Annotated in this window: 16 protein-coding genes and 1 tRNA gene; 11 read left to right on the top strand and 6 right to left on the bottom strand. The window is 36.3% G+C overall.

Annotated elements, in window-relative coordinates:
* Positions 1-18 precede the first annotated feature (18 nt).
* Positions 19-345 carry a thiosulfate sulfurtransferase GlpE gene (glpE, locus tag ACWIW0_RS01555; RefSeq protein WP_454451918.1) on the bottom strand — a complete coding sequence of 109 codons (327 nt, stop codon included), beginning with the start codon at positions 343-345 and terminating at the stop codon, positions 19-21.
* Between the two features lie 172 nt (positions 346-517).
* Here glpE and exbB point away from each other — a divergent pair, with 172 nt between their 5' ends.
* From exbB to ACWIW0_RS01540, 3 genes are read left to right on the top strand one after another with little or no spacing between them, the layout of a single operon-like run.
* A complete protein-coding gene (gene exbB / locus ACWIW0_RS01550; RefSeq protein ID WP_454451917.1) occupies positions 518-970 on the top strand; it encodes a TonB-system energizer ExbB in 453 nt (150 codons plus the stop codon).
* Between the two features lie 44 nt (positions 971-1,014).
* The gene (gene exbD, locus ACWIW0_RS01545) at positions 1,015-1,401 is read left to right on the top strand and encodes a TonB system transport protein ExbD (protein WP_454451916.1); all 387 of its coding nucleotides are present in this window, start codon (positions 1,015-1,017) and stop codon (positions 1,399-1,401) included.
* A gap of 9 nt (positions 1,402-1,410) precedes the next feature.
* Positions 1,411-2,253 carry an energy transducer TonB gene (locus ACWIW0_RS01540; RefSeq protein ID WP_454451915.1) on the top strand — a complete coding sequence of 281 codons (843 nt, stop codon included), beginning with the start codon at positions 1,411-1,413 and terminating at the stop codon, positions 2,251-2,253.
* 76 nt (positions 2,254-2,329) lie between these two features.
* Here ACWIW0_RS01540 and htpX read toward each other — a convergent pair whose 3' ends face one another.
* Together htpX and dinB are read right to left on the bottom strand one after the other, a co-directional pair.
* Positions 2,330-3,181 (bottom strand): protease HtpX, encoded by an 852-nt coding sequence (gene htpX, locus ACWIW0_RS01535; protein WP_157394647.1) that lies wholly within the window; start codon positions 3,179-3,181, stop codon positions 2,330-2,332.
* 91 nt (positions 3,182-3,272) lie between these two features.
* Positions 3,273-4,343 carry a DNA polymerase IV gene (gene dinB / locus ACWIW0_RS01530; RefSeq protein WP_454451914.1) on the bottom strand — a complete coding sequence of 357 codons (1,071 nt, stop codon included), beginning with the start codon at positions 4,341-4,343 and terminating at the stop codon, positions 3,273-3,275.
* Positions 4,344-4,475: 132 nt separating this feature from the next.
* Here dinB and ACWIW0_RS01525 point away from each other — a divergent pair, with 132 nt between their 5' ends.
* Positions 4,476-5,387, top strand: a complete 912-nt coding sequence (locus ACWIW0_RS01525; protein ID WP_454451913.1) for a lysine exporter LysO family protein — start codon at positions 4,476-4,478, stop codon at positions 5,385-5,387.
* Positions 5,388-5,452: 65 nt separating this feature from the next.
* On the opposite strand, the gene glnS is transcribed toward ACWIW0_RS01525, so the two are convergent.
* Positions 5,453-7,129 (bottom strand): glutamine--tRNA ligase, encoded by a 1,677-nt coding sequence (gene glnS, locus ACWIW0_RS01520; protein WP_454451912.1) that lies wholly within the window; start codon positions 7,127-7,129, stop codon positions 5,453-5,455.
* 77 nt (positions 7,130-7,206) lie between these two features.
* Complete coding sequence (locus tag ACWIW0_RS01515) at positions 7,207-8,706, bottom strand: hypothetical protein (RefSeq protein WP_454451911.1); 1,500 nt, start codon at positions 8,704-8,706, stop codon at positions 7,207-7,209.
* 228 nt (positions 8,707-8,934) lie between these two features.
* On the opposite strand from ACWIW0_RS01515, the gene ACWIW0_RS01510 reads away from it, so the two are divergent.
* The gene (locus ACWIW0_RS01510) at positions 8,935-12,630 is read left to right on the top strand and encodes a two-partner secretion domain-containing protein (protein ID WP_454451910.1); all 3,696 of its coding nucleotides are present in this window, start codon (positions 8,935-8,937) and stop codon (positions 12,628-12,630) included.
* 34 nt (positions 12,631-12,664) lie between these two features.
* Complete coding sequence (locus ACWIW0_RS01505) at positions 12,665-14,317, top strand: ShlB/FhaC/HecB family hemolysin secretion/activation protein (protein WP_454451909.1); 1,653 nt, start codon at positions 12,665-12,667, stop codon at positions 14,315-14,317.
* Positions 14,318-14,555: 238 nt separating this feature from the next.
* On the opposite strand, the gene ACWIW0_RS01500 is transcribed toward ACWIW0_RS01505, so the two are convergent.
* Positions 14,556-16,175 (bottom strand): peptide ABC transporter substrate-binding protein, encoded by a 1,620-nt coding sequence (locus ACWIW0_RS01500; protein WP_454451908.1) that lies wholly within the window; start codon positions 16,173-16,175, stop codon positions 14,556-14,558.
* Positions 16,176-16,356: 181 nt separating this feature from the next.
* On the opposite strand from ACWIW0_RS01500, the gene glpX reads away from it, so the two are divergent.
* From glpX to infB, 5 genes are all read left to right on the top strand, one after another.
* The gene (glpX, locus tag ACWIW0_RS01495) at positions 16,357-17,376 is read left to right on the top strand and encodes a class II fructose-bisphosphatase (protein ID WP_157394643.1); all 1,020 of its coding nucleotides are present in this window, start codon (positions 16,357-16,359) and stop codon (positions 17,374-17,376) included.
* 122 nt (positions 17,377-17,498) lie between these two features.
* Positions 17,499-17,575: transfer RNA gene (locus ACWIW0_RS01490), tRNA-Met, on the top strand.
* A 254-nt stretch (positions 17,576-17,829) separates the two neighbouring features.
* The gene (gene rimP / locus ACWIW0_RS01485; protein WP_454451907.1) at positions 17,830-18,309 is read left to right on the top strand and encodes a ribosome maturation factor RimP; all 480 of its coding nucleotides are present in this window, start codon (positions 17,830-17,832) and stop codon (positions 18,307-18,309) included.
* 14 nt (positions 18,310-18,323) lie between these two features.
* Positions 18,324-19,838 (top strand): transcription termination factor NusA, encoded by a 1,515-nt coding sequence (nusA, locus tag ACWIW0_RS01480; RefSeq protein ID WP_454446330.1) that lies wholly within the window; start codon positions 18,324-18,326, stop codon positions 19,836-19,838.
* Positions 19,839-19,857: 19 nt separating this feature from the next.
* Positions 19,858-22,449, top strand: a complete 2,592-nt coding sequence (infB, locus tag ACWIW0_RS01475) for a translation initiation factor IF-2 (protein WP_454451906.1) — start codon at positions 19,858-19,860, stop codon at positions 22,447-22,449.
* The last annotated feature ends 260 nt before the right edge of the window (positions 22,450-22,709 follow it).

Raw genomic sequence — 22,709 nt, 5'->3', positions numbered from 1 at the left:
CTTACCGCTTGTTGTTAGTTAGTAAGCAGTTTCTATCGGGAGCTCCGCTCTTACCCAACCTTCAAAACCACCTTTAACACTATAAACACGCTCAAAACCTTGTTCGACTAAGTATTGAGCTGTATTACGACTACTTACTCCGTGATAGCAACTTACGAGAATTGGCTGATCATAATCATATTCGTCTAAAAATTTACCATAGCTATAATTGGTTAAATGAAACGCATCTTGTGGGTGGCTGTGATTAAAGCGAATAGCATCTCGAATATCGACTAAAACAGCGTCTTCATTTTGCATCATTTCCCAAGCTTGCTGTGGGGTTATTTCAATAAAAGTTTCTTCCATATTTTCCCTAAAAAAATAAGCAATGAGAGGCAGAATATATCACTAAATGAATGATTCGCATAATGAATTTCAGTTGAACTTTCAACTCAAAGTCATATAATACGAACTATTCTCAAATACATAAATAACCTTATGTGTTTTTTATTTTTACTCAAAGGGAAGATTTTATACTATGGAACAACTATTTCACTTTTTACAACAATATATTGATTACATCATTTTAGGCCTACTTGGTCTAATGAGCTTGATTCTATTTGCTAAGATCATTGAACGCATTCTGTTTTATCGTAAGGTGAACGTAACTAGCTATGAAACCTTACAAGAGCTAGAGATTGATTTAACCCATAACTTAACAACAATTTCAACGATTGGTTCTAATGCGCCTTATGTTGGCTTATTAGGTACAGTAATTGGTATTCTTTTAACATTCTATGAATTAGGTCATTCAGGTGGTGAAATTGATGCTGCATCTATAATGGTGCATTTATCTCTCGCACTTAAAGCGACTGCAGTTGGTATTTTGGTGGCGATTCCAGCAATGATGTTCTACAACGGTTTTGGGCGTAGAGTAGAAGAAAATAAACTCAAATGGCAAGCCCTAGATGTGCGTAAATCACGTAGTTAAGCGGTTATTTTTACGAATAAATTTACCATTTGAGATAAGAAATTATGAAAAAATTTGATGAAATCAATATTATTCCTTTCATTGATATTATGTTGGTTTTACTTGCGATTGTGCTTGTTACTGCTTCCTTTATTTCTCAAGGAAAAATTCAGGTAAATGTGCCAAAAGCTTCAACAACTCAAGCAATGAAAGCCGATGAACTTGCTAAATTACTGACTATTACAGAAAACAATGAGTTTTTCTACAATGATAAACCTATCACTAAAGAGATGCTGAATAGTGAAATTTCAACTTGGGATAAAACTCAAAAAGTAACATTAAAAGTAGATGGTGCAGTCGCATTTGAGAAATTTGTTGAGCTGACTGATTTATTAGCTGCCAATGAGATTAAAAATGTCGCAATTGTAACGAAGAAAGAAACAGCAAAATAGGGCGAGAAAATGGAAAAAAAATATTCTCGGGTTGGTTTTGTTGTTTCTTTAGTTGCACATAGTGCTTTGTTTTCGGGAGTTTGGTGGCTTGCTAATCAGCCAAAACCAGAACATCCTGTCGAAGAAGTAACGAGTATTTCGATGGAAATGATGGCTGTATTGCTAGAACAGCCAGCGGTTGCAACAGCACCTGAAAATGTTGTAGAAGAACAGCCAGAGCCAGAAAAAGTAAAAGAGCCAGAGCCTGAACCAGAGCCAGAAGAGAAAGAACCAGAACCAATTCCTGAGCCTGTAAAACCTATTGAGAAACCAAAGCCTAAAGAAAAGCCAAAGCCGAAAGAAAAACCAAAAGAAGAGAAGCGTAAAGAACCTGAGAAACCGAAAGAAATTAAGAAACCTATTAAAGCATTGGAAAAAGCACCTGAAGTAAGGCAAGGTATTGTAGCAAAAGCAGTACCCGCACCAATTCAGAGCAATAATGTAAAACAAGGTACTTTAAATGGCTCTACGGCATCAACAGCAACAACTGGAACATCTAGTGGTAGTGGATCAAGTGCTTCTGGCAGTGAAATTGGTGCTTATAAAGCACAATTACAAAAGGCTTTACAGCAACGAGCTCAAAATAGTTATCCACAGAGAGAAAGAATGATGCGTAAGACAGGTGTTGTTACTTTAGCATTTTCAGTATCTGCATCAGGGCAAATCACTAATGTGAGTGTGATCAATTCATCAGGCAACAGCAGTTTAGATGCAGCCGCAGTAAAAGCTGCACAAAGTACCAAAATGAATTCTTCACCACCAGTTGGTTTCCCAACATCATTAACTGTGCCAGTAAGATTTAATATAAATTAAAACATTTATAAGAGGATATAGAAAATAGGCAATAATTTAATATTATTGCCTATTTTATTACCGTTTTAAGAGAAACCTATAAGTTTCTCAATGCTTCAATTCGTTTCTCAAGTGGTGGGTGGCTCATAAAGAGTTCTTTACGCTTACCATTGATCATAAATGCATTTAATGAACCCGGTAACTCCTCAGGCTCGTGTAGTTTTTGTAAACGTTGTAAGGCAGCAATCATTTTTTCTTTACCCACAAGGCTTGCTGAGCCAGCATCTGCTCGGAATTCACGATAACGAGAGAACCACATCGCAATAATGGTTGCTAATACACCAAAGAGAATTTCTAACACCATTGATACTAGGAAATAAATCCCAGTGCTTTGGCTTTCTTCACCATTGTCGTTACGAGTGCTTGATACAGCGGTTGCAATCATTCGAGATAAGAAAATAACAAAGGTATTGAGTACACCTTGTAATAAAGTCATCGTAACCATATCGCCATTTGCAATATGAGCAACTTCGTGTGCAACAACAGCTTCTGCCTCGTCTTGTGTCATTGAATTTAATAAGCCAGTACTTACTGCAACAAGGGAGTTACTTTTGGTTGCACCTGTTGCAAAGGCATTCACATCAGCTGAGTGGTAAATGGCGACATCAGGCATTGGAATACCTGCTTGTTGTGATTGACGTTTAACGGTTTCAACTAACCAACGTTCTGCATTATTGCGTGGCTCAGTAATAATTTCTGCACCAACAGAACGTAGTGCCATTGTTTTTGATAAAAATAATGAGATCAATGAACCTGCAAAACCAAAAAGCACTGACATAATTAAGATACCGCCAGTACTATTACCAGCAATACCTGTTACGCTTAAGATAATGCCTAATACAATCATCACGGCAAAGTTTGTTGCAAGAAAGAGTGCAATTCTCATCATAGTAGATAATTCTCCAAGTTGTAAAAAGTTGAGTAAAAAAGACCGCTTGTAAATGGCGATAATTTAGCAAAATTCAAGGTTTCGGCAACAATTATTCCCATAAGTTTAACTGTGTGGTTACTTTTTTGTTTGGAAAATGAGCATTTATACCGATTAAGCGTATTTTTCGCTCATTTCTTCGCTGCCAGATTTGCTCGAGTAAATATAAGAAATTCTCTTGAGTAAAATTATCCATTGTTCTTTCTAGAGTTGTTTGGCTAAAATCGTCAAATTTCAGTTTTATCCCTAATTTTTTAAATTCGGATAAAGGTGTATCAGTCCAGTTTCTCCGAATGCGAAAGGCAAGTTTATTAAATTGTTCGCAGACAATCATTTCAGCACTGTTTAAATCAGAAATATCTTGTAGTAGGGTATTTTCAACAGCAAGTGATTTGCGTGGGCGATTGACTTCAATTTCTCGTTCATCAATACCGTGGCTAAAATCCCACAAACGCTGTCCAAATTTACCAAATTGTTGGAAAATAAAGTGTTTTTCTGATTTCTGAATATCTGCACAGGTGTGAAGTCCTAGCTGTTTGAGTTTTTCATTTGTCACATTACCCACACCAGGGATCTTTTTTAATGGAAGTGTTGAAATAAAATCAGCAACTTGCTCGGGGGGAATTACAAATTGTCCGTTCGGTTTATTTTGGTCAGAGGCAATTTTGGCAAGAAATTTTAGTGGGGCAATGCCTGCCGAGGCGGTTAATTGTAATTCATTCCAAATTGCTTGGCGGATTGCTTGAGCAATCCAAGTGGCTGAACCAGAATGATGTTGGCAGTGGGTTACGTCTAAATAGGCTTCATCAAGTGAAAGTGGCTCAATGATTGATGTATATCGCTGAAAAATTTGGTGAATTTGGGCTGATACTTCTTTATACAAAGGCATATTTACAGGCAATAACACTAATTGCGGGCATAGTTTTAATGCTTGAGCGGTTGGCATTGCACTGTGTAGCCCAAATTTTCTCGCTTCATAATTGCAAGTAGTGAGTACTCCCCGTTGATTTGCACTTCCACCAACGGCAACTGCTTTACCGATCAAGGTTGGATTCTCACGCATTTCTATTGCGGCATAAAAGCAGTCCATATCAATGTGAATAATTTTTCGTGATATATTCATTTGCAAAAAATTGAGAGAAAGTAACCGATTGTTAGTATATCAAATAACTGTATATAAAAACAGTTTTATTGGGTTGATTTATTGTTAAAATTTAACCTTAATAATAAAAAGGAAAATTGAAAGGGGGGACAAATGATTTATGGATTATTGATTGCCTTTGCGCCACTTTTTTTAGGCTATCTTTTTCGTGTTCATAATCCTAAAGTAATGGTGGTAGTCAATAAAACGACAATGTATAGCCTTTACTTAATTTTGTTGATAATGGGCATTGCTTTGGGGCAATTAGATGATTTAGAAACTAAACTTCCCCAAATTGGGCTAACAGCTTTGGGGCTAAGTGCCATTATTCATTGTTGTAATATCGGAAGTTTAATGCTTTTTGATAAATTATATCCAATGAAACGAACTGCTTTAACTGCAGAAGAATTACCTTCACGTTGGAAACAGCTTTTGGAATCATTGGCATTATGTTCAGCAGTATTAGCAGGGGGAATTTTTGGCTTTGTAACTAAAGATATATTAGATTTCCCACTTCACTCCAGTACTTATGTACTCGTTGTGATGATTTTTTGTGTTGGTATTCAGCTACGCAATAGTGGTATTCCTTTGAAAGTGGTATTTTTAAATAAACGTGGAATATTTACAGCATTGATCTTTATGGGCAGTGGGCTGCTTGGAGGGGTGATTTCAGCCTATTTATTAGGTTTACCTTTATTCAAAGCATTAGCTTTTGCTTCTGGGTTTGGTTGGTATTCGTTATCAAGTGTGTTGGTTAATGATGCGTGGGGACCTGTTTACGGCAGTATTGCTTTCTTTAATGATCTCTCTCGTGAAATTTTCTGCTTATTCAGCATTCCTTTCTTTATGAGAATGTTTCCTTCGACAGCAGTTGGATTGGGAGGAGCGACATCGCTTGATTGCACTTTGCCAATTATTCAAAAATCAGGCGGAATGCAAGTTGTTCCGTTAGCGATTAGTTTTGGCTTTATTGTCAATTTAGCCATACCTTTTTTATTACCAATGTTTATTGGGCTAGCTTCTTAATATAAAAATGCCTTTAGACTAGATTTAATCTAAAGGCATTCCTTTTGCTATTTTAGTTAATCACTCTAAAACGCTACACTTTCTTTCAAACTAACAGTTAAGTTAAAGACTAGGTTGTCTGTATTGCCATCTTTACTGTCTAAACAAAAATAGCCTTCACGTTCAAATTGATAACCTTGTTCCGCTTTTGCATTGGCTAAACTTGGTTCAACAAAGCCCTGTTTTACCACTAACGAATTAGGGTTTACGACACTGTTAATATCGTCTTCTGCTCCAGGATTTGCCACAGTAAAAAGTCGGTCGTATAAACGGAATTCAGCAGGTTTATTTTGTGTTGCCGAAACCCAGTGAATAACGCCTTTTACTTTACGTCCATCAGCAGGATTTTTCCCTAATGTTTCAGGATCGTAGGTGCAAAAGATCGTGGTGATCTTACCGCTTGCATCTTTTTCAACACGTTCTGCTTTAATTACATAGGCATTACGCAAACGGACTTCTTTACCAAGTACTAAACGTTTATATTGTTTATTCGCTTCTTCTCGGAAGTCAGCTTCATCAATATAAAGCTCACGAGTGAAAGGCAATTCACGCACACCTAAGTCTTCACGATTTGGGTGGTTTGGAGCGGTTAGGATTTCTTCGCCTGTAAAGTTTTCGATAATAACTTTAACAGGGTTAATTACAGCCATTGCTCGTGGTGCATTAGTATTGAGATCATCACGAATACAAGATTCCAACGCACTATATTCCACCACATTATCTTGTTTGGTTACACCGATACGACGAGCAAATTCACGCAATGAGGCAGGCGTATAACCACGACGACGTAAGCCTGAGATAGTTGGCATTCGTGGATCGTTCCAGCCATCAACAATCTCATCAGTAACTAGTTTAAGTAATTTACGCTTAGAGGTTAATGTACCTTCTAAGTTTAAACGAGAGAACTCATACTGATGCGGTAGTGGACGTTCAATCGAAATGTTCTCTAATACCCAATCGTATAAACGGCGGTTGTCTTGGAATTCTAAAGTACAGAGCGAGTGAGTAATACGCTCAATGGCATCTGAAATACAGTGAGTGAAATCGTACATTGGATAAATGCACCATTTATCGCCTGTTTGGTGGTGGCTAGCGAATTTAATACGGTAAATGACAGGATCACGCATTACAATAAAAGAAGATGCCATATCAATTTTTGCTCGTAAGCAGGCTTTGCCTTCGGCAAATTCACCATTTTTCATTTTTTCAAAAAGCGCTAAGTTTTCTTCGATTGGGCGATCACGATAAGGGCTGTTTTTACCTGGTTCAGTTAATGTACCACGATATTCTCGGATTTCTTCAGGTGAAAGCTCATCAACGTAAGCCAAACCTTTCTCAATTAGCTCAATCGCATAGCCATATAATTGATCAAAATAGTCAGAAGCATAGCGGGGTTCACCTTCCCAGTTAAAACCAAGCCATTTTACGTCTTCTTTGATAGATTCGACATATTCCACATCTTCTTTAACTGGGTTTGTGTCGTCAAAACGTAGGTTACATAAGCCTTTGTAATCTTCAGCAATACCAAAGTTTAAGCAGATTGATTTAGCGTGTCCAATATGCAAGTAACCATTAGGCTCGGGTGGAAAGCGAGTGTGAATACTTTTATGCTTTCCTGAAGCTAAATCTTCATCAATGATATGGGTAATAAAATTGGCACGAACATCGGGCTGTTCTGCAGATAAAATCTCTTCGTTGCTCATATTTCTCTCGTTTAGGGTAAAAATAACAGAGCATTCTACACTTTTAACGATATAACTTAAAGTGAGAATAGGGCATATTACAAGGTATTTTTAAGTTTAATCTCAATAAATGGTTTACATTTAAAGATTGCGTCATCACCATTTTGCTTGCTTGCTTGCTTGCTTGCTTGCTTGCTTGCTTGCTTGCTTTCGTATTTGTAGATCTCCTCAAGATCTAGTGCGTAATTATCTGAAACTAATTCTTTATATAGGTCTTTGTTATTGTCTAAAATATTTATAATTTTATTAGCAATATCAAATAATTTCTTATAGTCTTGTTTAGAATTAATAAATTTAAAATAGCAAATATAAAAAATAACAATTTGTCTAGCATTGCAACCATATTCGGTCTTTTTTAACACAAATAAATAGAATTCTTCTTGACTTGGTTCCAATTGAGAAATTTCATCTTTATTGAAAAAAATTTGATATTTTAAGTAAAATTCCGCATAAAAGATATAACTCCATATTGAATAATCTCCTACACTAAACTTATTGGAGTATTCAATAATAAATTGATACCAGCGAACAATATCATGAATATCACTTAAATTTAACTCAATTACATTTTGCAAATACAATGTAAAATTTGAACAAAAATCTAAAAAACGATTGCGATTTTCTATGATTAAGCTAATTATTATAGCTTCCTGTGAATGGCTAATAATCTGCTTGTGTAATTTATTTTTATCTTCTCTTGGAGAAACAAAAAGTTTTCTTTTTAATAAAAGTGCTTGTAAATTATGCCAATCCATTAGAGATAATATATCTTCTTGATAAAATTTTTCAGGTCTTCTATTTTTAGTAAGTAATTTATGAAAATTACTAGCTGGCATATTCTCATATTTTATTCGCATTAGCATAACACGAGAATATGATCCTAAGTAGCTATATACAGGAATATTTGGATTGTTAATAATATTAACAATCAGTTTTTCAGCTTCATCATACTCACCTTTAATAGAATATAAGCGTGATTTATAAATATCTAAGAAGCTAGCAGTAAATAAACTAATAGGAAATTCATAACATTCAGACAACTCTTGCAGAGCATCATCAATTAAACCTAAATCGAAATAAGAGAAACTCTTTGTCCATTGATAGATGAACCTACATAATAATTTGGGTATTGTTTTTACGTTTTTATCACATATAAAAAGATGATTTAAATCAGGTATATTTTCATTTTCTATGTCTTTCTCATTATACTTCTCGAAGTGAAAGGTAACGTTTTTCTCTAGAGATAAATACCAAGGGCCTACCGTTTTATTTCTTTTTTGGTAAATTATTTTAATCGGGAGAGACAAATGAGAAATATGATCCTCTATTTCTTTTAAATAACGGCTTATTTGTGTTCTTTGTAGTTTAAAATTAGGTCTAATTATTTGAATAGTATTCTCTAATTCAGCAAAGGTTAAATTTTCATTCGAAAAAGACTTTTTATATAAATTTTCCAACATTATGTAAGAAAATTTGTTTTTAAATAAAGCTCTTCGTTGCTGAAAACAGATGGAATTTTGTGAAAGCACAATGTTCATACTCTCTCCAAATTAAAACACTGATAAATAACACTATTATACCTTTTTCTACATAGTTAAAAATAAGGGTATTGAGTCTAAAATATTAGAGTGTTTTTCTTTAACCAATTGATTTAAAACTATTTTTTTTGTTTGCTTGTTACAAGTTGGTGAGCGTGTAACAAATAGAAATATGTTAATGTTCTAAAATAAGTGCCGTTGTTTAATTTAAACACAAAGAGGTGCAAAATGAACCATATCTATCGTATCGTTTGGAACCACAGTACCGCTTGCTGGCAAGCTGTTTCTGAAATTGGTAAAGGCAAACATAAAGTTAAAGCAACAAAAATAAGCTCCACAGCTTCTTCATCAAGCCATTTGCAAATTTTTCACCAAATCCGACCGCTTGCCATATTAGTAAGTTTAGTGACGAGTAGTTTAGCTGTTGCAGCGCCTACAGGTGGACAAGTTACTGCAGGGCAAGCTAATATTCAACAGCAAGGTGCAGTCACCAACGTTCATCAATCCTCTCAAAATGCCGCTATTAACTGGCAAAATTTCAATATTAAACCTCAAGAAACCGTTAATTTTCATCAACCTAATCGAGATTCTGTGACATTAAACCGAGTAATTGGTAATGAACGTTCAGTGATTGAAGGGGCGATAAATGCTAAAGGAAACGTATTTATTTCTAACCCAAATGGTGTATTAATTGGTAATGGATCGCAAATCAACGTAGGGTCATTAGTGGCGACAACGCAAAACATTAGCGATGATGATTTTGTAAAAGGTAATTATCAGTTTGATGGCAAAGGGAATGGTAGGGTTGAAAACCTTGGTAACATCGTGGTGCCTGAAGGGGGCGTAGTAGCATTGATTGCTCCAGTCGTAAAAAACCAAGGCAAAATCACCGCTTCTCAAGGGCTGGTAGTATTAGCCTCCGCAGAAGCATTTCGTATTTCATTGCCGAATGAGCATTTTAATTACACTGTTAAACGAGGTACATTACAAGGTTTAGTTGATAATGGCGGAGCAATCTTAGCTGAGGGGGGACGTGTCGTCCTTACCGCTAAAGGCATCAGTGAAGTTAAAAAATCGGTAATTAAACACAGTGGTGTGATTGAAGCTAATCGAGTGACAAACAAAGGTGGTGTAGTTGAATTATTAGGCGATTTAGACAACAGTGAATTACATTTCTCAGGTAGCATTAAGGCAGAAGGTAAAGGGAATGCCGATGGAGGCTTTGTAGAAACCAGTGCAGCGAAAGTAAAAATTGATAATAAGGCAAGGGTTTCGACCAAGGCGAAAAAAGGTAAAACGGGTAAATGGGTAATTGATCCGAAAGATTTTACTGTTGCGAAAAATGGTGGAGATATAACAGGTCAGCAAGTTTCTAATAATTTGAAATCATCAAATGTCGAACTCAAAAGTCGTAGTGGTGCAAAAGAAGGTAAAGGTGATTTGGTTATCAATGATGAGATTTCGTGGGATAAAAATACCTTAACGCTTAATGCTGACAACGATATTCACATCAATAAAACACTTAATGGTTCAGGTACGGCTAAATTAGAGTTGAAATTCGGGCAAGGGACTGAAGACGGTGAGAATACCGATTATATTATCAATAATAATGATTTAGTTTCTCCACATTCTGTAAGAATTAACCTTCCTGAGGGAAAGTTTTTCATATTAAAAAAGGGTAACGGTGGCGAAGAGGTAATTTTCGATGTCATTCATAGAATGCCAGAGATTAGAGATGACGGCTCAACAATGGAATTTGGCTCGATGAATATTGCTTTAGGTAACGAAATAGATATTAGTTATACCAAGAATAAAACAGATTTTTTAGGCTGGGGAGATCCTTTAGGGGTGACTATACATTTACATGGATTAGGACATAAGTTAAGTGGTTTAAATATTCATTCAGAAAATGAAGAAGATGGTATTGGCCTAATACGAAGCCTAGAAAATAGTACAGTTAGAGATTTAAGTTTAGTCGATGTTAATATCATAACCCCTAACAGTATTGGTATTGGGGGGATCACTGGATATTCATATTCTGGAACATTTTTAGGTAATTATATGTCTGGGACAATAGATGGAAGATGGGGGATTGGGGGCGTTTTAGGTGAATCTTATGATGGTAAGTTAATAAAAAATGGTGTTTCATTAAAGATAAATGGTGGTATAGAGTGTAAAGGGTATCAATGTCTTCCTATTCATTTAGGGGGAGTAATAGGCACTGCTCGTAATACAGATATTTTTCATAATCAAGTATTACTAAAAGTAAATAGTAATGGAGCTACTATTGGTGGCTTAGCTGGATATTTTCATTCCCAGCCAGGTAAAATTGAGGGTAATCATTCAACCGTAGAGATCATTTCTAACTATATGGATAATGGTATAGTAGCTGGTGGGCTTATTGGACAAGCAAATTTTATAGGAGAATTTGATGTTAAAAACAGTTATGCAAAAGTCTTAATTAAAAATGTCTTATATATAGGTGGTTTAATTGGTGAGGGCAACATTTATGATGGAGCGATCGTAAATATTAAAAATAGTTATATCGAGGGGGAAATCTCTACATTACCAAATAGAGGTGCGTATGTTGGAGGAGTGATAGGGTCTATTGCTTCAAATGCTAAAAAAGGAAAGTCTTTTTTAAATATTGATAATGTCTATTCCAAAGCTAATGTTTCTGGTTCTTGGAGAATCGGTGGATTGATAGGTGGAGGATATTATACTTATGCAGATGAACACAAAGATCCACTTACTATTAATATTCATAATAGCTATGCTATGGGTAAAATAAGCACTATTTCAACAGATGATTGGTATAAGAATAACGAAGTTGTTGGAGGATTAATCGGTAATCTAGTCCAATCCTCGACTGTTACGAATAGCTACTATAATAATGAAAATAAATTTTTAAACAATTTGGGGGAGGCTATATCTTTAGAAGATATTAAAGATAAAGATATATTTAAAGATAATGCTTGGACAATAGATGCTGATGAAAATGGAAATCCAATAGGGTTACCTAAATTAAGATCTTTTCTTAAAGGAGATGTTTTTATCAAAAAGAATCTTATTAAAGAATATGATGGAAATGCTGTAACTCTAATAGAAGATCTTAAGGCATTAAATGGTTGGAATAATATTAATATTGATGGGTTAAAAGAAGGTGATACTTTTGAGAATAGTTTTATGGGTGAAATTAGTATTGATGAGAATAATGGTAATTGGATAAATTCTGTTAATACGGGGGAATATTCTTTAATTGTCAGAGGGTTGAGTTCCGATAAATATAGGGTTGTATATGGGTCAGGTACCTTAAAAATTTCACCTAAAAAATTATATGTTTTAATGGGGACTAAAGAATTTGATGGGACAAATATAGTAAATGCTAATCATATAACAGATTTAAATGGCATTATTGATTCTGATAAGGATAAAATAAAAGTTCTAGGTTCAGGTGTGCTAGAATCTAAAAATATTGGATTTAATAAACTTGTTAAGCATAATTTTTATTTGGATGATTTTTATAGTAATTATATTTTGGTGGTTGATAATAGTCTTTGGAATATCACTAAATCTTCAGTGTATAATGAAGATTTAAAACAAATAAAGAATGTTTATTTTATGAATAAAAATAAGAGTGATATGTCAGTTGTAGATTATACTAGTGATAGTCTGTCTATAAAAGAGAATGTAGGGGTATTATCAGATTTTGTTAATGTGTATAATGGTTATATAAAAATCGAAAAGGATAAAAGGTTTTATCAAAAAACTAAAGGTGTTAATTTATTAGAAATGCAATATTGTTTAAGTGCAAAAATTGGAAAGTATATGAATCAATGCAATAGTATTTTTATTTTGTCGTCTTGCCCTAATAAGGATTTTTTTAAAAACCATAAAAAAATATATTGTCGGACATATATGTGAAATTTATATTGCTATTATTAACAGGGAGATCATTATGTCTTTTCAAAGTCGTATATTTTTATTTTCAGCAATTACATTAGCAATCAGTTCAGCAACCTACGCCAACACTCTCCCCAATGCAGGCTCAATATCTCGTGATATTAAACAAGAGAACAAACCAACGGCGACACAAGCGGTCGATTTGGGGCAAAAATCTGCAAGAGAGGCACAGGAATCAGATAACATCAGTTTAGATGTGCAAAAAATCCGTTTAGTTGGTATTGAGACTATTTCAGAAACAGCGTTATCGCATTGGGTGCGTGAGTATGAAAGCAAAACGGTAACGTTAGGACAATTGCGAGATCTCACCGATAAAATCACCGCTTATTATCATCAGCAAGGTTATGTTCTTGCAAAAGCAGTTTTGCCACCACAGCGTATCGAAAAGGGCGAGGTGGTTATTCAAGTGTTTGAAGGTAAAGTAGCCAATCTTCAACACCAAAATCAATCTCGCCTGAGAGAAAGTGTGGTGCAAGGCTATCTAAATAGTATAGAAATTGGCAAACCCTTAAATAATAAGCAAGCAGAACGTACCTTGTTACTTATCAAAGATTTAGCTGGTGTGGGAGAGGTTAATTACAGTTTGGCGGAAGGGAAGCAAGTAGGAGAAACAGTCTTAATTGCTCACTTAGGTGAATCCCCAGCAGTGCGAGGTAATCTTTCGTTAGATAATCATGGTAGTGAATCCACTGGTGAAAAACGAGTGCGAGCCAATGTTTATATTCAAAGTCCATTTGGACGAGGGGAAACCATTAGTGTACAAGGAATGACGAGTGCAAGAGGGCTTGATTATGGAAAAATCGGTTTAGAATTACCTTTAGGGTATAACGGGCTAAGTTTTAATACGAGTATTGCTCGTACACGTTATGAGTTAGGTGGAGCGTTTGCTAATTTAAATGCTGATGGTTCTTCTGATACTTTTGATTTTAATTTACGTTATCCGTTACTACGTTCAAATTCTCATAATGTTTGGCTATCAAGTGGAGGCGAATTACGTCGTTTAAAAGATAGCATTCACTCAACGAATACGGAAACTGTAAAAGGGGTGACTTCGGGCAATTTAAGTGTCAATGCCTCTTTCCAAGATAGCTTATTAGGTGGTGGTTATACGTCAATCAATATGCAAAATACGCTTGGTAAACTTAACATTCGCTCAGTGGAAGCAAGAGAAATTGATAGGGTTTCTGCTAAAATGCAAGGGAGATATTACAAGCTCAATGTGAATTTAAGTCGCACACAATATCTCAATGATAAATGGAGTTTGTGGGCTAATCTTTCCGTACAATGGGCAAATAAGAACCTTGATTCAGGCGAGCAGTTAAGTCTTGGTGGTTTAGAGGGTGTTTCTGCCTATTCATCTAATGCAGCTTCAGGTGATAAAGGGATTATCGCTAATCTGCAACTTCGTTATGCGATTAACTCATATCTGAGCCTCAATGGGTTTTACGATATTGGTCGTGTAACCTTGCGTAGCAAGCCATATTTAGACGGAAAGAATCACCGAAGTTTACAAGGTGCCGGTGTGGGTTTAAATGTTCAAGTGAAGAATTTAACGCTTGAAGCAAAAAGTGCTTGGAAAATTCATTCACAGAATATTGAAAAAGGAAAAAGCCCACGAGTGTGGTTAAAATTAACTTATCATTTTTAAATGATACATTTATTGGAAATGTCCTCCCAAATGGGAGGATCAAATTATTGACAAAGTGTTTTCATTCGGACGCCAAGCGTGGCGTCCCTACAAAGAATGAGTATAACTAATTGAAAAATAAATATTTTATTTTTGTTATGTAGGGACGCCACGCTTGGCGTCCACTTATTAAATACAACAAATTAGAGTTTGTCATCAGTCTGGTCCTCCCAAATAGGAGGATATTTTTATTTGAGGCTTATTTTACAAAATAGAGATCTTTGATTAAAAAAATTCCTTGCGGATTACTTGTATCATACCCTTGTAATTTCGGGCTTTTAACAAAAAAATCCATAAAATGATAAATAGCAATAAAAGGTTGATATTTTTCGAGTTCTGCCTCTGCTTGTGCATATAATGCTGCTCGTTGTTCAGTTTCTTTTGTGTAATAGCTTTGTTGCAGTAAGTTGTCAAAATGTTCGCTAGCAAAGCCAGTATGGTTTTTATGATTTTTAGAGTGATAAAAACTTAAGAATGTCGTTGCTTCGTTATAATCTGCAAACCAAGAAGCTGAAATTAGCTGAAAATTGCCCTGTTGTTTTTCTGTTAATAAAGTTTTCCACTCTAATCCTTTGAGATTGATTTTTACCATTCCATCTAAATTCTTTTCCCAACTTGCTTTGCTAGTTACGACAAAATGTTTTAGATTTTTGTTATTTGAATGAGTGAGTTCAATAGTGATAGGGTTTTGTTTGCTATAGCCAGCTTCTTTAAGAAGATTTTTGGCTTGTTGGTTACGCTCTGCTTGAGTAAAGTTTGCGTATTCAGGTTGTTTGATTTTATGCCCTAGGTAGATGTAATTTGGAGTAAAGGTAAAAGTGCTATGACTATCGTAGCCTAAGATTTTATGAGTAATTAATTCTCTATCAATGGCTAAATTGAGTGCTTTTCGGATACGGATATCATTTAGTGGTGGTTTAGTTGTATTGATTTCGTAGCGATAAGTCGCTAATTGTAAATGGGTGTTGATATGGGGTGCATATTCCTGTCTAAATTTTTCGTGTTGATGAAAATGGGTAGGAATATTAGCAATATCTAGCTGGTTTGCTCGGTAATGAGCAAATGCTGGTTCACTATCAAGTATATAAATAGTTACATTATTGATTGTACTGTTTTGATTATCCCAATAATGAGGATTGCGTGTTAGTTCGATTTTTTCGTTTATAGTACGAGATTGGAGAGAATAAGCACCATTATTAACGAGGTTTTCAGGTGCAGTCCATTTATCCCCAAATATTTCAACAATACGTTTTGGAACAGGGAATAGAGCTGGATTTTGTACTAATAGGTCAATATAAGGTACTGGTGCAGAAAGTGTAAGTTTGATTGTGTAATCATCAATAGCTTCTATCCCTAATGTTTCTACTTCTTTATGTCCTTGTATGATATCAGTCTCGTTATCTAATTTTAGCAATGATAAATAGCTAATATAGGGAGAGGCTGTTTTAGGATCTGCGAGTCTTCGCCAAGCATAGACAAAATCTTTAGCCGTAACATTTTCACCATTAGACCATTTAGCATCTTGTCGTAGATAAAAAATCCATTGTTTGAAATCAGGTGAATGTTCCCAATGTGTTGCAACACCGGGTATTACTGACCCATTTGGTTGAGATGTTACAAGCCCTTCAAAAAGCTGGTTTGCAAGATGCCTATCATTCACTGTTTCAATCTTTTGGGGATCTATAGAAATAACTTCATTGGTATAGTGATATCTGAGTAATTGTGTTTCTGCTAATTCGATATTATCAGGAATTTTTGCACTAAAACTTAGTTGGGGAATAAGGGCAAGAATAATTGTGATAATGCGTGTAAATTTCATAAAATGAAAATAGTTTAATAATAGGTAATTTTTCTGCATCTATTATACATTAATACATTATAAGCGGTTAGATTTAGTGCAAATTTTACAAAGCGTCAATCTAATAAAGTCAAAATATGCTATGCTTATGCAACCAATTTGGTATTTATTCTTTTAAAGCGTTTCTCTTAAGGAGCTAAAGATGAAAAGATCTCTTTCTATTGAATTTTCACGTGTTACTGAAGCAGCTGCCTTAGCTGCATTTGCTTGGTTAGGACGTGGGAATAAAAATGCAGCTGATGATGCTGCGGTTAAAGCGATGCGTCTGTTATTAAATCAGATGGAAATTCGAGGTGAAGTGGTAATTGGAGAAGGTGAGATTGATCAAGCACCGATGTTGTATATTGGTGAAAAGATCGGCTTGTCTCGCCCTGAAGATGAAGTGGTAACGATTGCGGTTGATCCGATTGATGGCACTCGAATGACAGCAATGGGGCAAGCCAACGCATTATCAGTGTTAGCTGCTGGTGGTAAAGATACCTTCTTGCAAGCTCCTGATATGTATATGGAAAAATTAGTAGTAGGTAATGAAGCAAAAGGAATGATTGACCTTAATTTGCCGATTGAACAAAATCTTCGCCGAGTAGCCTCTAAAAAAGGAAAATTGCTTTCACAATTAACCGTTGCGGTGCTAGATAAACCTCGCCATAGTAAAGTTATTGCTGAGATGCAACAATTAGGGGTGCGAGTAATGGCAATTCCTGATGGCGATGTGGCGGCAGCAGTACAATGCTGTTTACCTGAAAGTGATTTAGACTTGCTATATGGTATTGGCGGTGCACCTGAAGGGGTAGTGGCAGCTGCAGCTGTTCGTGCTTTAGGGGGCGATATGCAAGCAAGGCTCATTCCACGCAATCAAGTTAAGGGCAATTCGTTAGAGAATTTTGCTTATGCAGAGAAAGAAATTTCACGTTGCGAAGCTTTAAATGTGCCAATCAATGAAGTATTGAAATTAGAAGATTTAGTGCGTGATGATAATATTGTCTTCTCTGCAACAGGCATTACAACAGGTGATTTATTAAAAGGTATTCAACGTAAAGGGAATTTAGCTACCACAGAAACATTGTTAATTCGTGGTCGTTCTCGTACCATTCGTAAAATTCAATCTTCACACTATTTAGATCGTAAAGACGCTGATTTACATACATTATTAAATGTATAAACTCAATGGGTACATTATTGTTGATATTATTCACGAATTGTTTATAAAATCTGCTTTTATTTCATAAAGTGAAAAAATTACTTGCAAAGGTTCTGTGATTAGCTATAATGCACCACATCAGACGCGGGGTGGAGCAGCTTGGTAGCTCGTCGGGCTCATAACCCGAAGGTCGTTGGTTCAAATCCAGCCCCCGCAACCAGTTTTAAGGCTCATTGTTATGTTGATAACAATGAGTTTTGTTTTATTTATATCTTGCAAATTGCAAAGAATGAAATGAAACAAACCGCTTGAAGCCTCAACTGTTGTTTGAGGCTTTTTTGTGGCTAACAGTCAGCTTTAGTTGTGTTAAGAGGGCTTTTATAGCTCTTTTTTTATATCTGTTAAAAATAACATTAACCCTTTGCCTATAAAAATGTATTGCAGGAAAGGGGAAATTAAATAAGGAGAGAAAATTTGGCAACAGTAGAGCAGAAGTTACAAGAGCTTGTTCAAGATTCTATTGATGCAATGGGTTTTGAACTTGTTGGTATTGAATGCCAACGTGCAGGGCGTTTTTTGACAGTTCGCTTATATATTGACAAAGAAGGTGGCGTAACTATTGATGATTGCAGTGATGTAAGCCGTCAAGTGAGTGCAATTTTTGATGTTGAAGACCCAATTGCAGATAAATATAACCTTGAAGTGTCATCACCAGGTTTAGATCGCCCATTATTTACCTTGGAACACTATCAACGTTTTGTAGGGCGTGAAGTGGTGATTCATTTGCGTATTCCTATGTTTGATCGTCGCAAATGGCAAGGTGAAATTCTTTCAGTTGAAGGTGATTTAATTACATTAAAACTTGATGAGAGCCTAAAACTCGAAAACAACTTACAAAGTTTTGCTTTTGGCAATATTCAAAAAGCAAATTTAATTCCCGTATTTAATTTCTAAGGAAGTCAGACAGAATGAGTAAAGAGATTTTATTAGCCGCTGAAGCGGTATCAAATGAGAAATTATTACCAAAAGATGCGATTTTTGAAGCACTTGAAACAGCATTAGCGATCTCAACTAAAAAGAAAGCAGCCGCAGAAAGAGAAGATCGTAAATCGGGTAACGGTATTGATATTGATGTGCGTGTTGTTATCAACCGTAAAACAGGTGAATTTACGACTTTCCGCCGCTGGTTAGTGGTCGAAAAAGTTAATCACCAGACTAAAGAAATTACCTTAGAAGCGGCACAATTTGAAAATCCAGCTATTCAACTTGGTGACTATATTGAAGATGAGATCGAGTCAATTGCGTTTGACCGCATCACAATGCAAACTGCACGCCAAGTGATCAGCACTAAAATTCGTGAAGCAGAGCGTAATAAAGTGGTTGAACAGTTCCGTTCACAATTAGGCTCAATTATTACCGCAACAGTGAAGAAAGTAAGTCGTGAACAGATCATCTTAGATCTGGGTAACCAAGCAGAAGCCGTTATTGTACGTGAAGATATGTTACCTCGTGAAAACTTCCGTCCTGGAGATCGTGTGCGTGGTGTGTTATATCAAATTAAGCCAGAATCAAAAGGGCCACAATTATTTGTAACTCGTGCTAAACCAGTAATGTTACAAGAGCTATTCAAATTAGAAGTGCCAGAAATTGGTGAAGAGCTAATTGAAATTAAAGGTGCATCTCGAGATCCTGGTTCTCGTGCCAAAATTGCAGTAAAAAGTAATGATAAACGTATTGACCCAGTTGGTGCTTGTGTTGGTATGCGTGGTGCTCGTGTGCAAGCTATCAGTAATGAGCTTGGCGGTGAGCGTGTTGATATTGTACTTTGGGACGATAACCCAGCTCAATTTGTTATCAATGCAATGGCACCAGCAGACGTAAGTTCAATTGTGGTTGATGAAGATAATCACTCAATGGATCTTGCTGTCGATGCATCAGCACTCGCACAAGCAATTGGTCGTAATGGTCAAAACGTTCGTTTAGCTAACCAATTAACAGGTTGGACGCTAAATGTAATGACTACCGATGAGTTAGATAAAAAACATCAAGCAGAAGATAACAAAGTAATTGATTTATTTGTTAATAGTTTGGAAATTGATGAAGAATTTGCACATCTCTTAATTGAAGAAGGTTTTACAAGCCTTGAAGAATTAGCTTATGTGCCAGTTAATGAATTAACAGCTATCGATGGCTTGGAAGATGAAGATTTAGTTGAAGAACTTCAAACTCGTGCAAAGAATGTGCTTACTGCAAAAGCATTAGCGGAAGAAGAAGCGTTAAAACAAGCTGATATTGAAGATAAATTATTAAATTTAGAAGGAATGGATCGTCATATTGCTTTCCGTTTAGCTGAAAAACAAATTACTACCCTTGAAGAGCTTGCTGAACAAGGTGTTGATGATTTAGCTGATATTGAAGAATTAACCGCAGAAAAAGCTGGCGAATTGATTATGGCAGCACGCCAAATTTGTTGGTTTAGCTAAATCTTAAGGAGAAAGAACAATGAGTGATAATGAAATCAAAATGGAAGCCCCAAAAAAATTAAGTTTACAACGTAGAACAAAAACAACAGTAAGCGGTACAACTGCGGGTGGAAAAAGTAAAGAAGTTCAGGTTGAAGTGCGTAAATCACGCAAAGTTGATACTGAAGCTGCTAAAAAAGCAGCAGAGGCAGAAGCAGTAAAATTAAAAGCTCAAGCTGAGAAAGAAGCTGCCGAAAAAGCAGCTAAAGAGAAAGCTGAATCAGAAAAATTAAGAGCTGCTGAAGAAGCAAAAAAACAAGCTGAAGCCAAAAAAGCTGAAGAAGACAAAGCTATTGAAGCGAAAAAGGCAGTTCATCAACCACCTGTAATGCCAAATAAACAACCTAAAGCAGCTCCAAAAGCCGAAGCTAAGCCAGCACAGAAAGTTGAAAAAGTTGTTGATGCAGAGAAAGAAGCAAAACGTAAAGAAGAAGCGGAATTACGCCGTAAACAAGATGAGCTTGCTCGTCAAAAAGCTGAAATGGAAGCAAAACGTGCAGCAGAAAATGCTCGCCGTTTAGCTGAAATTGCACGCGAAGAAGCGGGTGAAAGCAGTGATGATTTTGATGATGACCGTTTTACTTCAAGTTATGCCTTAGAAGCAGAGCGTGATTCTGACCGTCGTAGTGAAGGTGGTCGTGCTCGTGGAAAGAATGGTGTAGCGAAGGCTAAAAAGGGTGGTCGTGATGATGAAAACGGCAATAAAAACGAACGTAGTGCAGATCGTCGTAACCAAAAAGATCTAAAAGGTAAAGGTAAGCATAGTAAGAAAGGTAGTGCCTTACAACAAGCATTTACTAAACCAGTACAAACAGTGAAAGCGGATGTCGTGATCGGTGAAACCATTACCGTTGCTGAACTTGCCAATAAAATGGCAGTAAAAGCAACTGAAATCATCAAAACAATGATGAAAATGGGGGAAATGGTAACGATTAACCAAGTTATTGACCAAGAAACAGCACAACTTGTTGCCGAAGAAATGGGACATAAAGTTATTCTGCGTAAAGAAAATGAGCTAGAAGAATCAGTCTTAGAAGATCGTGATATTCACGCAGAAAAAGTTACTCGAGCTCCTGTTGTTACTATTATGGGACACGTTGACCACGGTAAAACCTCATTACTTGACTATATCCGTAAAGCTAAAGTTGCAGCGGGCGAAGCAGGTGGTATTACCCAACATATCGGTGCTTACCACGTTGAAACAGATGACGGTAAGATGATTACTTTCTTAGATACTCCAGGACACGCCGCCTTCACATCAATGCGTGCTCGTGGTGCGAAAGCAACAGATATCGTTGTACTCGTTGTAGCAGCCGATGATGGCGTAATGCCACAAACGATTGAGGCGATCCAGCACGCTCGTGCAGCAGGTGCGCCAATTGTAGTTGCAGTGAACAAAATTGATAAACCAGAAGCAAACCCAGATCGTGTTGAACAAGAGTTATTACAACACGAAGTTATCTCTGAGAAATTTGGTGGTGATGTTCAATTTGTCCCTGTTTCTGCGAAAAAAGGTATGGGAATTGACGACCTATTAGAAGCGATTTTATTACAGTCTGAAGTATTAGAATTAACCGCAGTTAAAGAAGGAATGGCAAGCGGTGTTGTGATCGAATCTTACTTAGATAAAGGTCGTGGTCCTGTTGCAACAATCCTTGTTCAATCAGGCACATTAAATCGTGGTGATATTGTACTTTGTGGCTTTGAATATGGTCGTGTGCGTGCAATGCGTGATGAAAACGGTAAAGATATTCAATCGGCAGGACCATCAATCCCAGTGGAAGTGTTAGGTCTTTCAGGCGTACCATCAGCTGGTGATGAAGCAACCGTTGTGCGTGATGAGAAAAAAGCGCGTGAAGTAGCACTATATCGTCAAGGTAAATTCCGTGATGTAAAACTTGCTCGTCAGCAAAAAGCGAAATTGGAAAATATGTTTACCAATATGGCAGAAGGCGATGTAGCAGAGTTAAACGTAATTGTAAAAGCAGACGTACAAGGTTCTGTGGAAGCGATTTGCCAAGCATTAAACGAACTTTCAACAGCCGAAGTAAAAGTGAAAGTTGTTGGTTCTGGTGTAGGTGGTATTACTGAAACTGATGCAACACTTGCGGCAGCATCAAATGCTATCGTACTTGGCTTTAACGTGCGTGCTGATGCAACAGCTCGCCGAGTGATCGAAACAGAAAACATTGATTTACGCTATTATTCAATCATCTACGAACTCTTAAATGAGATCAAAGCAGCGATGAGTGGTATGTTACAGCCAGAATTTAAACAAGAAATTATTGGCTTGGCTGAAGTGCGTGATGTATTCCGTCATCCGAAATTCGGAGCAATCGCAGGTTGTATGGTTACAGAAGGTATCGTTAAACGTAATAATCCAATTCGTGTTTTACGCGATAACGTGGTTATTTTTGAAGGCGAGCTTGAATCTTTACGCCGTTTCAAAGATGACGTATCAGAAGTGCGTAACGGTATGGAATGTGGTATCGGCGTGAAAAACTACAACGATGTCAAAGTCGGCGACCAAATCGAAGTCTTTGAAGTGGTTGAAATTAAACGTACGATTTAATGAAATAGGGGTGCATTTGCACCCTATATTTTCAAGATTAGGACACATAGCGTGTTCCCACATTCATTGATAAATATCACAAATTAGGGATTGTCATAGTCTAGGTGCATCTTCATTCATTTCAAGCGGTTAGATTTCCGGAGAAATTTGCAATGCTTCGATGTAACCCTGTGTACTTAGCATAAACTGAAAAATTTTGTAAAAACTGACTGATTGTTCTTTTTATTTGACAATTCCAAAAAGGAGCTTACATAATGCTA

It is taken from the genome of Ursidibacter sp. B-7004-1 (assembly GCF_053654055.1).
This window is presented reverse-complemented; position numbering and strand designations above follow the sequence as displayed.

Coding starts and splice junctions, on each gene's coding strand:
- exbD (WP_454451916.1), top strand. CDS start 1,015: ATGAAAAAATTTGATGAAATCAATATTATTCCTTTCATTGATATTATG.
- glnS (WP_454451912.1), bottom strand. CDS start 7,129: ATGAGCAACGAAGAGATTTTATCTGCAGAACAGCCCGATGTTCGTGCC.
- ACWIW0_RS01500 (WP_454451908.1), bottom strand. CDS start 16,175: ATGAAATTTACACGCATTATCACAATTATTCTTGCCCTTATTCCCCAA.
- ACWIW0_RS01525 (WP_454451913.1), top strand. CDS start 4,476: ATGATTTATGGATTATTGATTGCCTTTGCGCCACTTTTTTTAGGCTAT.
- glpE (WP_454451918.1), bottom strand. CDS start 345: ATGGAAGAAACTTTTATTGAAATAACCCCACAGCAAGCTTGGGAAATG.
- ACWIW0_RS01505 (WP_454451909.1), top strand. CDS start 12,665: ATGTCTTTTCAAAGTCGTATATTTTTATTTTCAGCAATTACATTAGCA.
- ACWIW0_RS01540 (WP_454451915.1), top strand. CDS start 1,411: ATGGAAAAAAAATATTCTCGGGTTGGTTTTGTTGTTTCTTTAGTTGCA.
- ACWIW0_RS01510 (WP_454451910.1), top strand. CDS start 8,935: ATGAACCATATCTATCGTATCGTTTGGAACCACAGTACCGCTTGCTGG.
- nusA (WP_454446330.1), top strand. CDS start 18,324: ATGAGTAAAGAGATTTTATTAGCCGCTGAAGCGGTATCAAATGAGAAA.
- exbB (WP_454451917.1), top strand. CDS start 518: ATGGAACAACTATTTCACTTTTTACAACAATATATTGATTACATCATT.
- dinB (WP_454451914.1), bottom strand. CDS start 4,343: ATGAATATATCACGAAAAATTATTCACATTGATATGGACTGCTTTTAT.
- infB (WP_454451906.1), top strand. CDS start 19,858: ATGAGTGATAATGAAATCAAAATGGAAGCCCCAAAAAAATTAAGTTTA.
- glpX (WP_157394643.1), top strand. CDS start 16,357: ATGAAAAGATCTCTTTCTATTGAATTTTCACGTGTTACTGAAGCAGCT.
- htpX (WP_157394647.1), bottom strand. CDS start 3,181: ATGATGAGAATTGCACTCTTTCTTGCAACAAACTTTGCCGTGATGATT.
- ACWIW0_RS01515 (WP_454451911.1), bottom strand. CDS start 8,706: ATGAACATTGTGCTTTCACAAAATTCCATCTGTTTTCAGCAACGAAGA.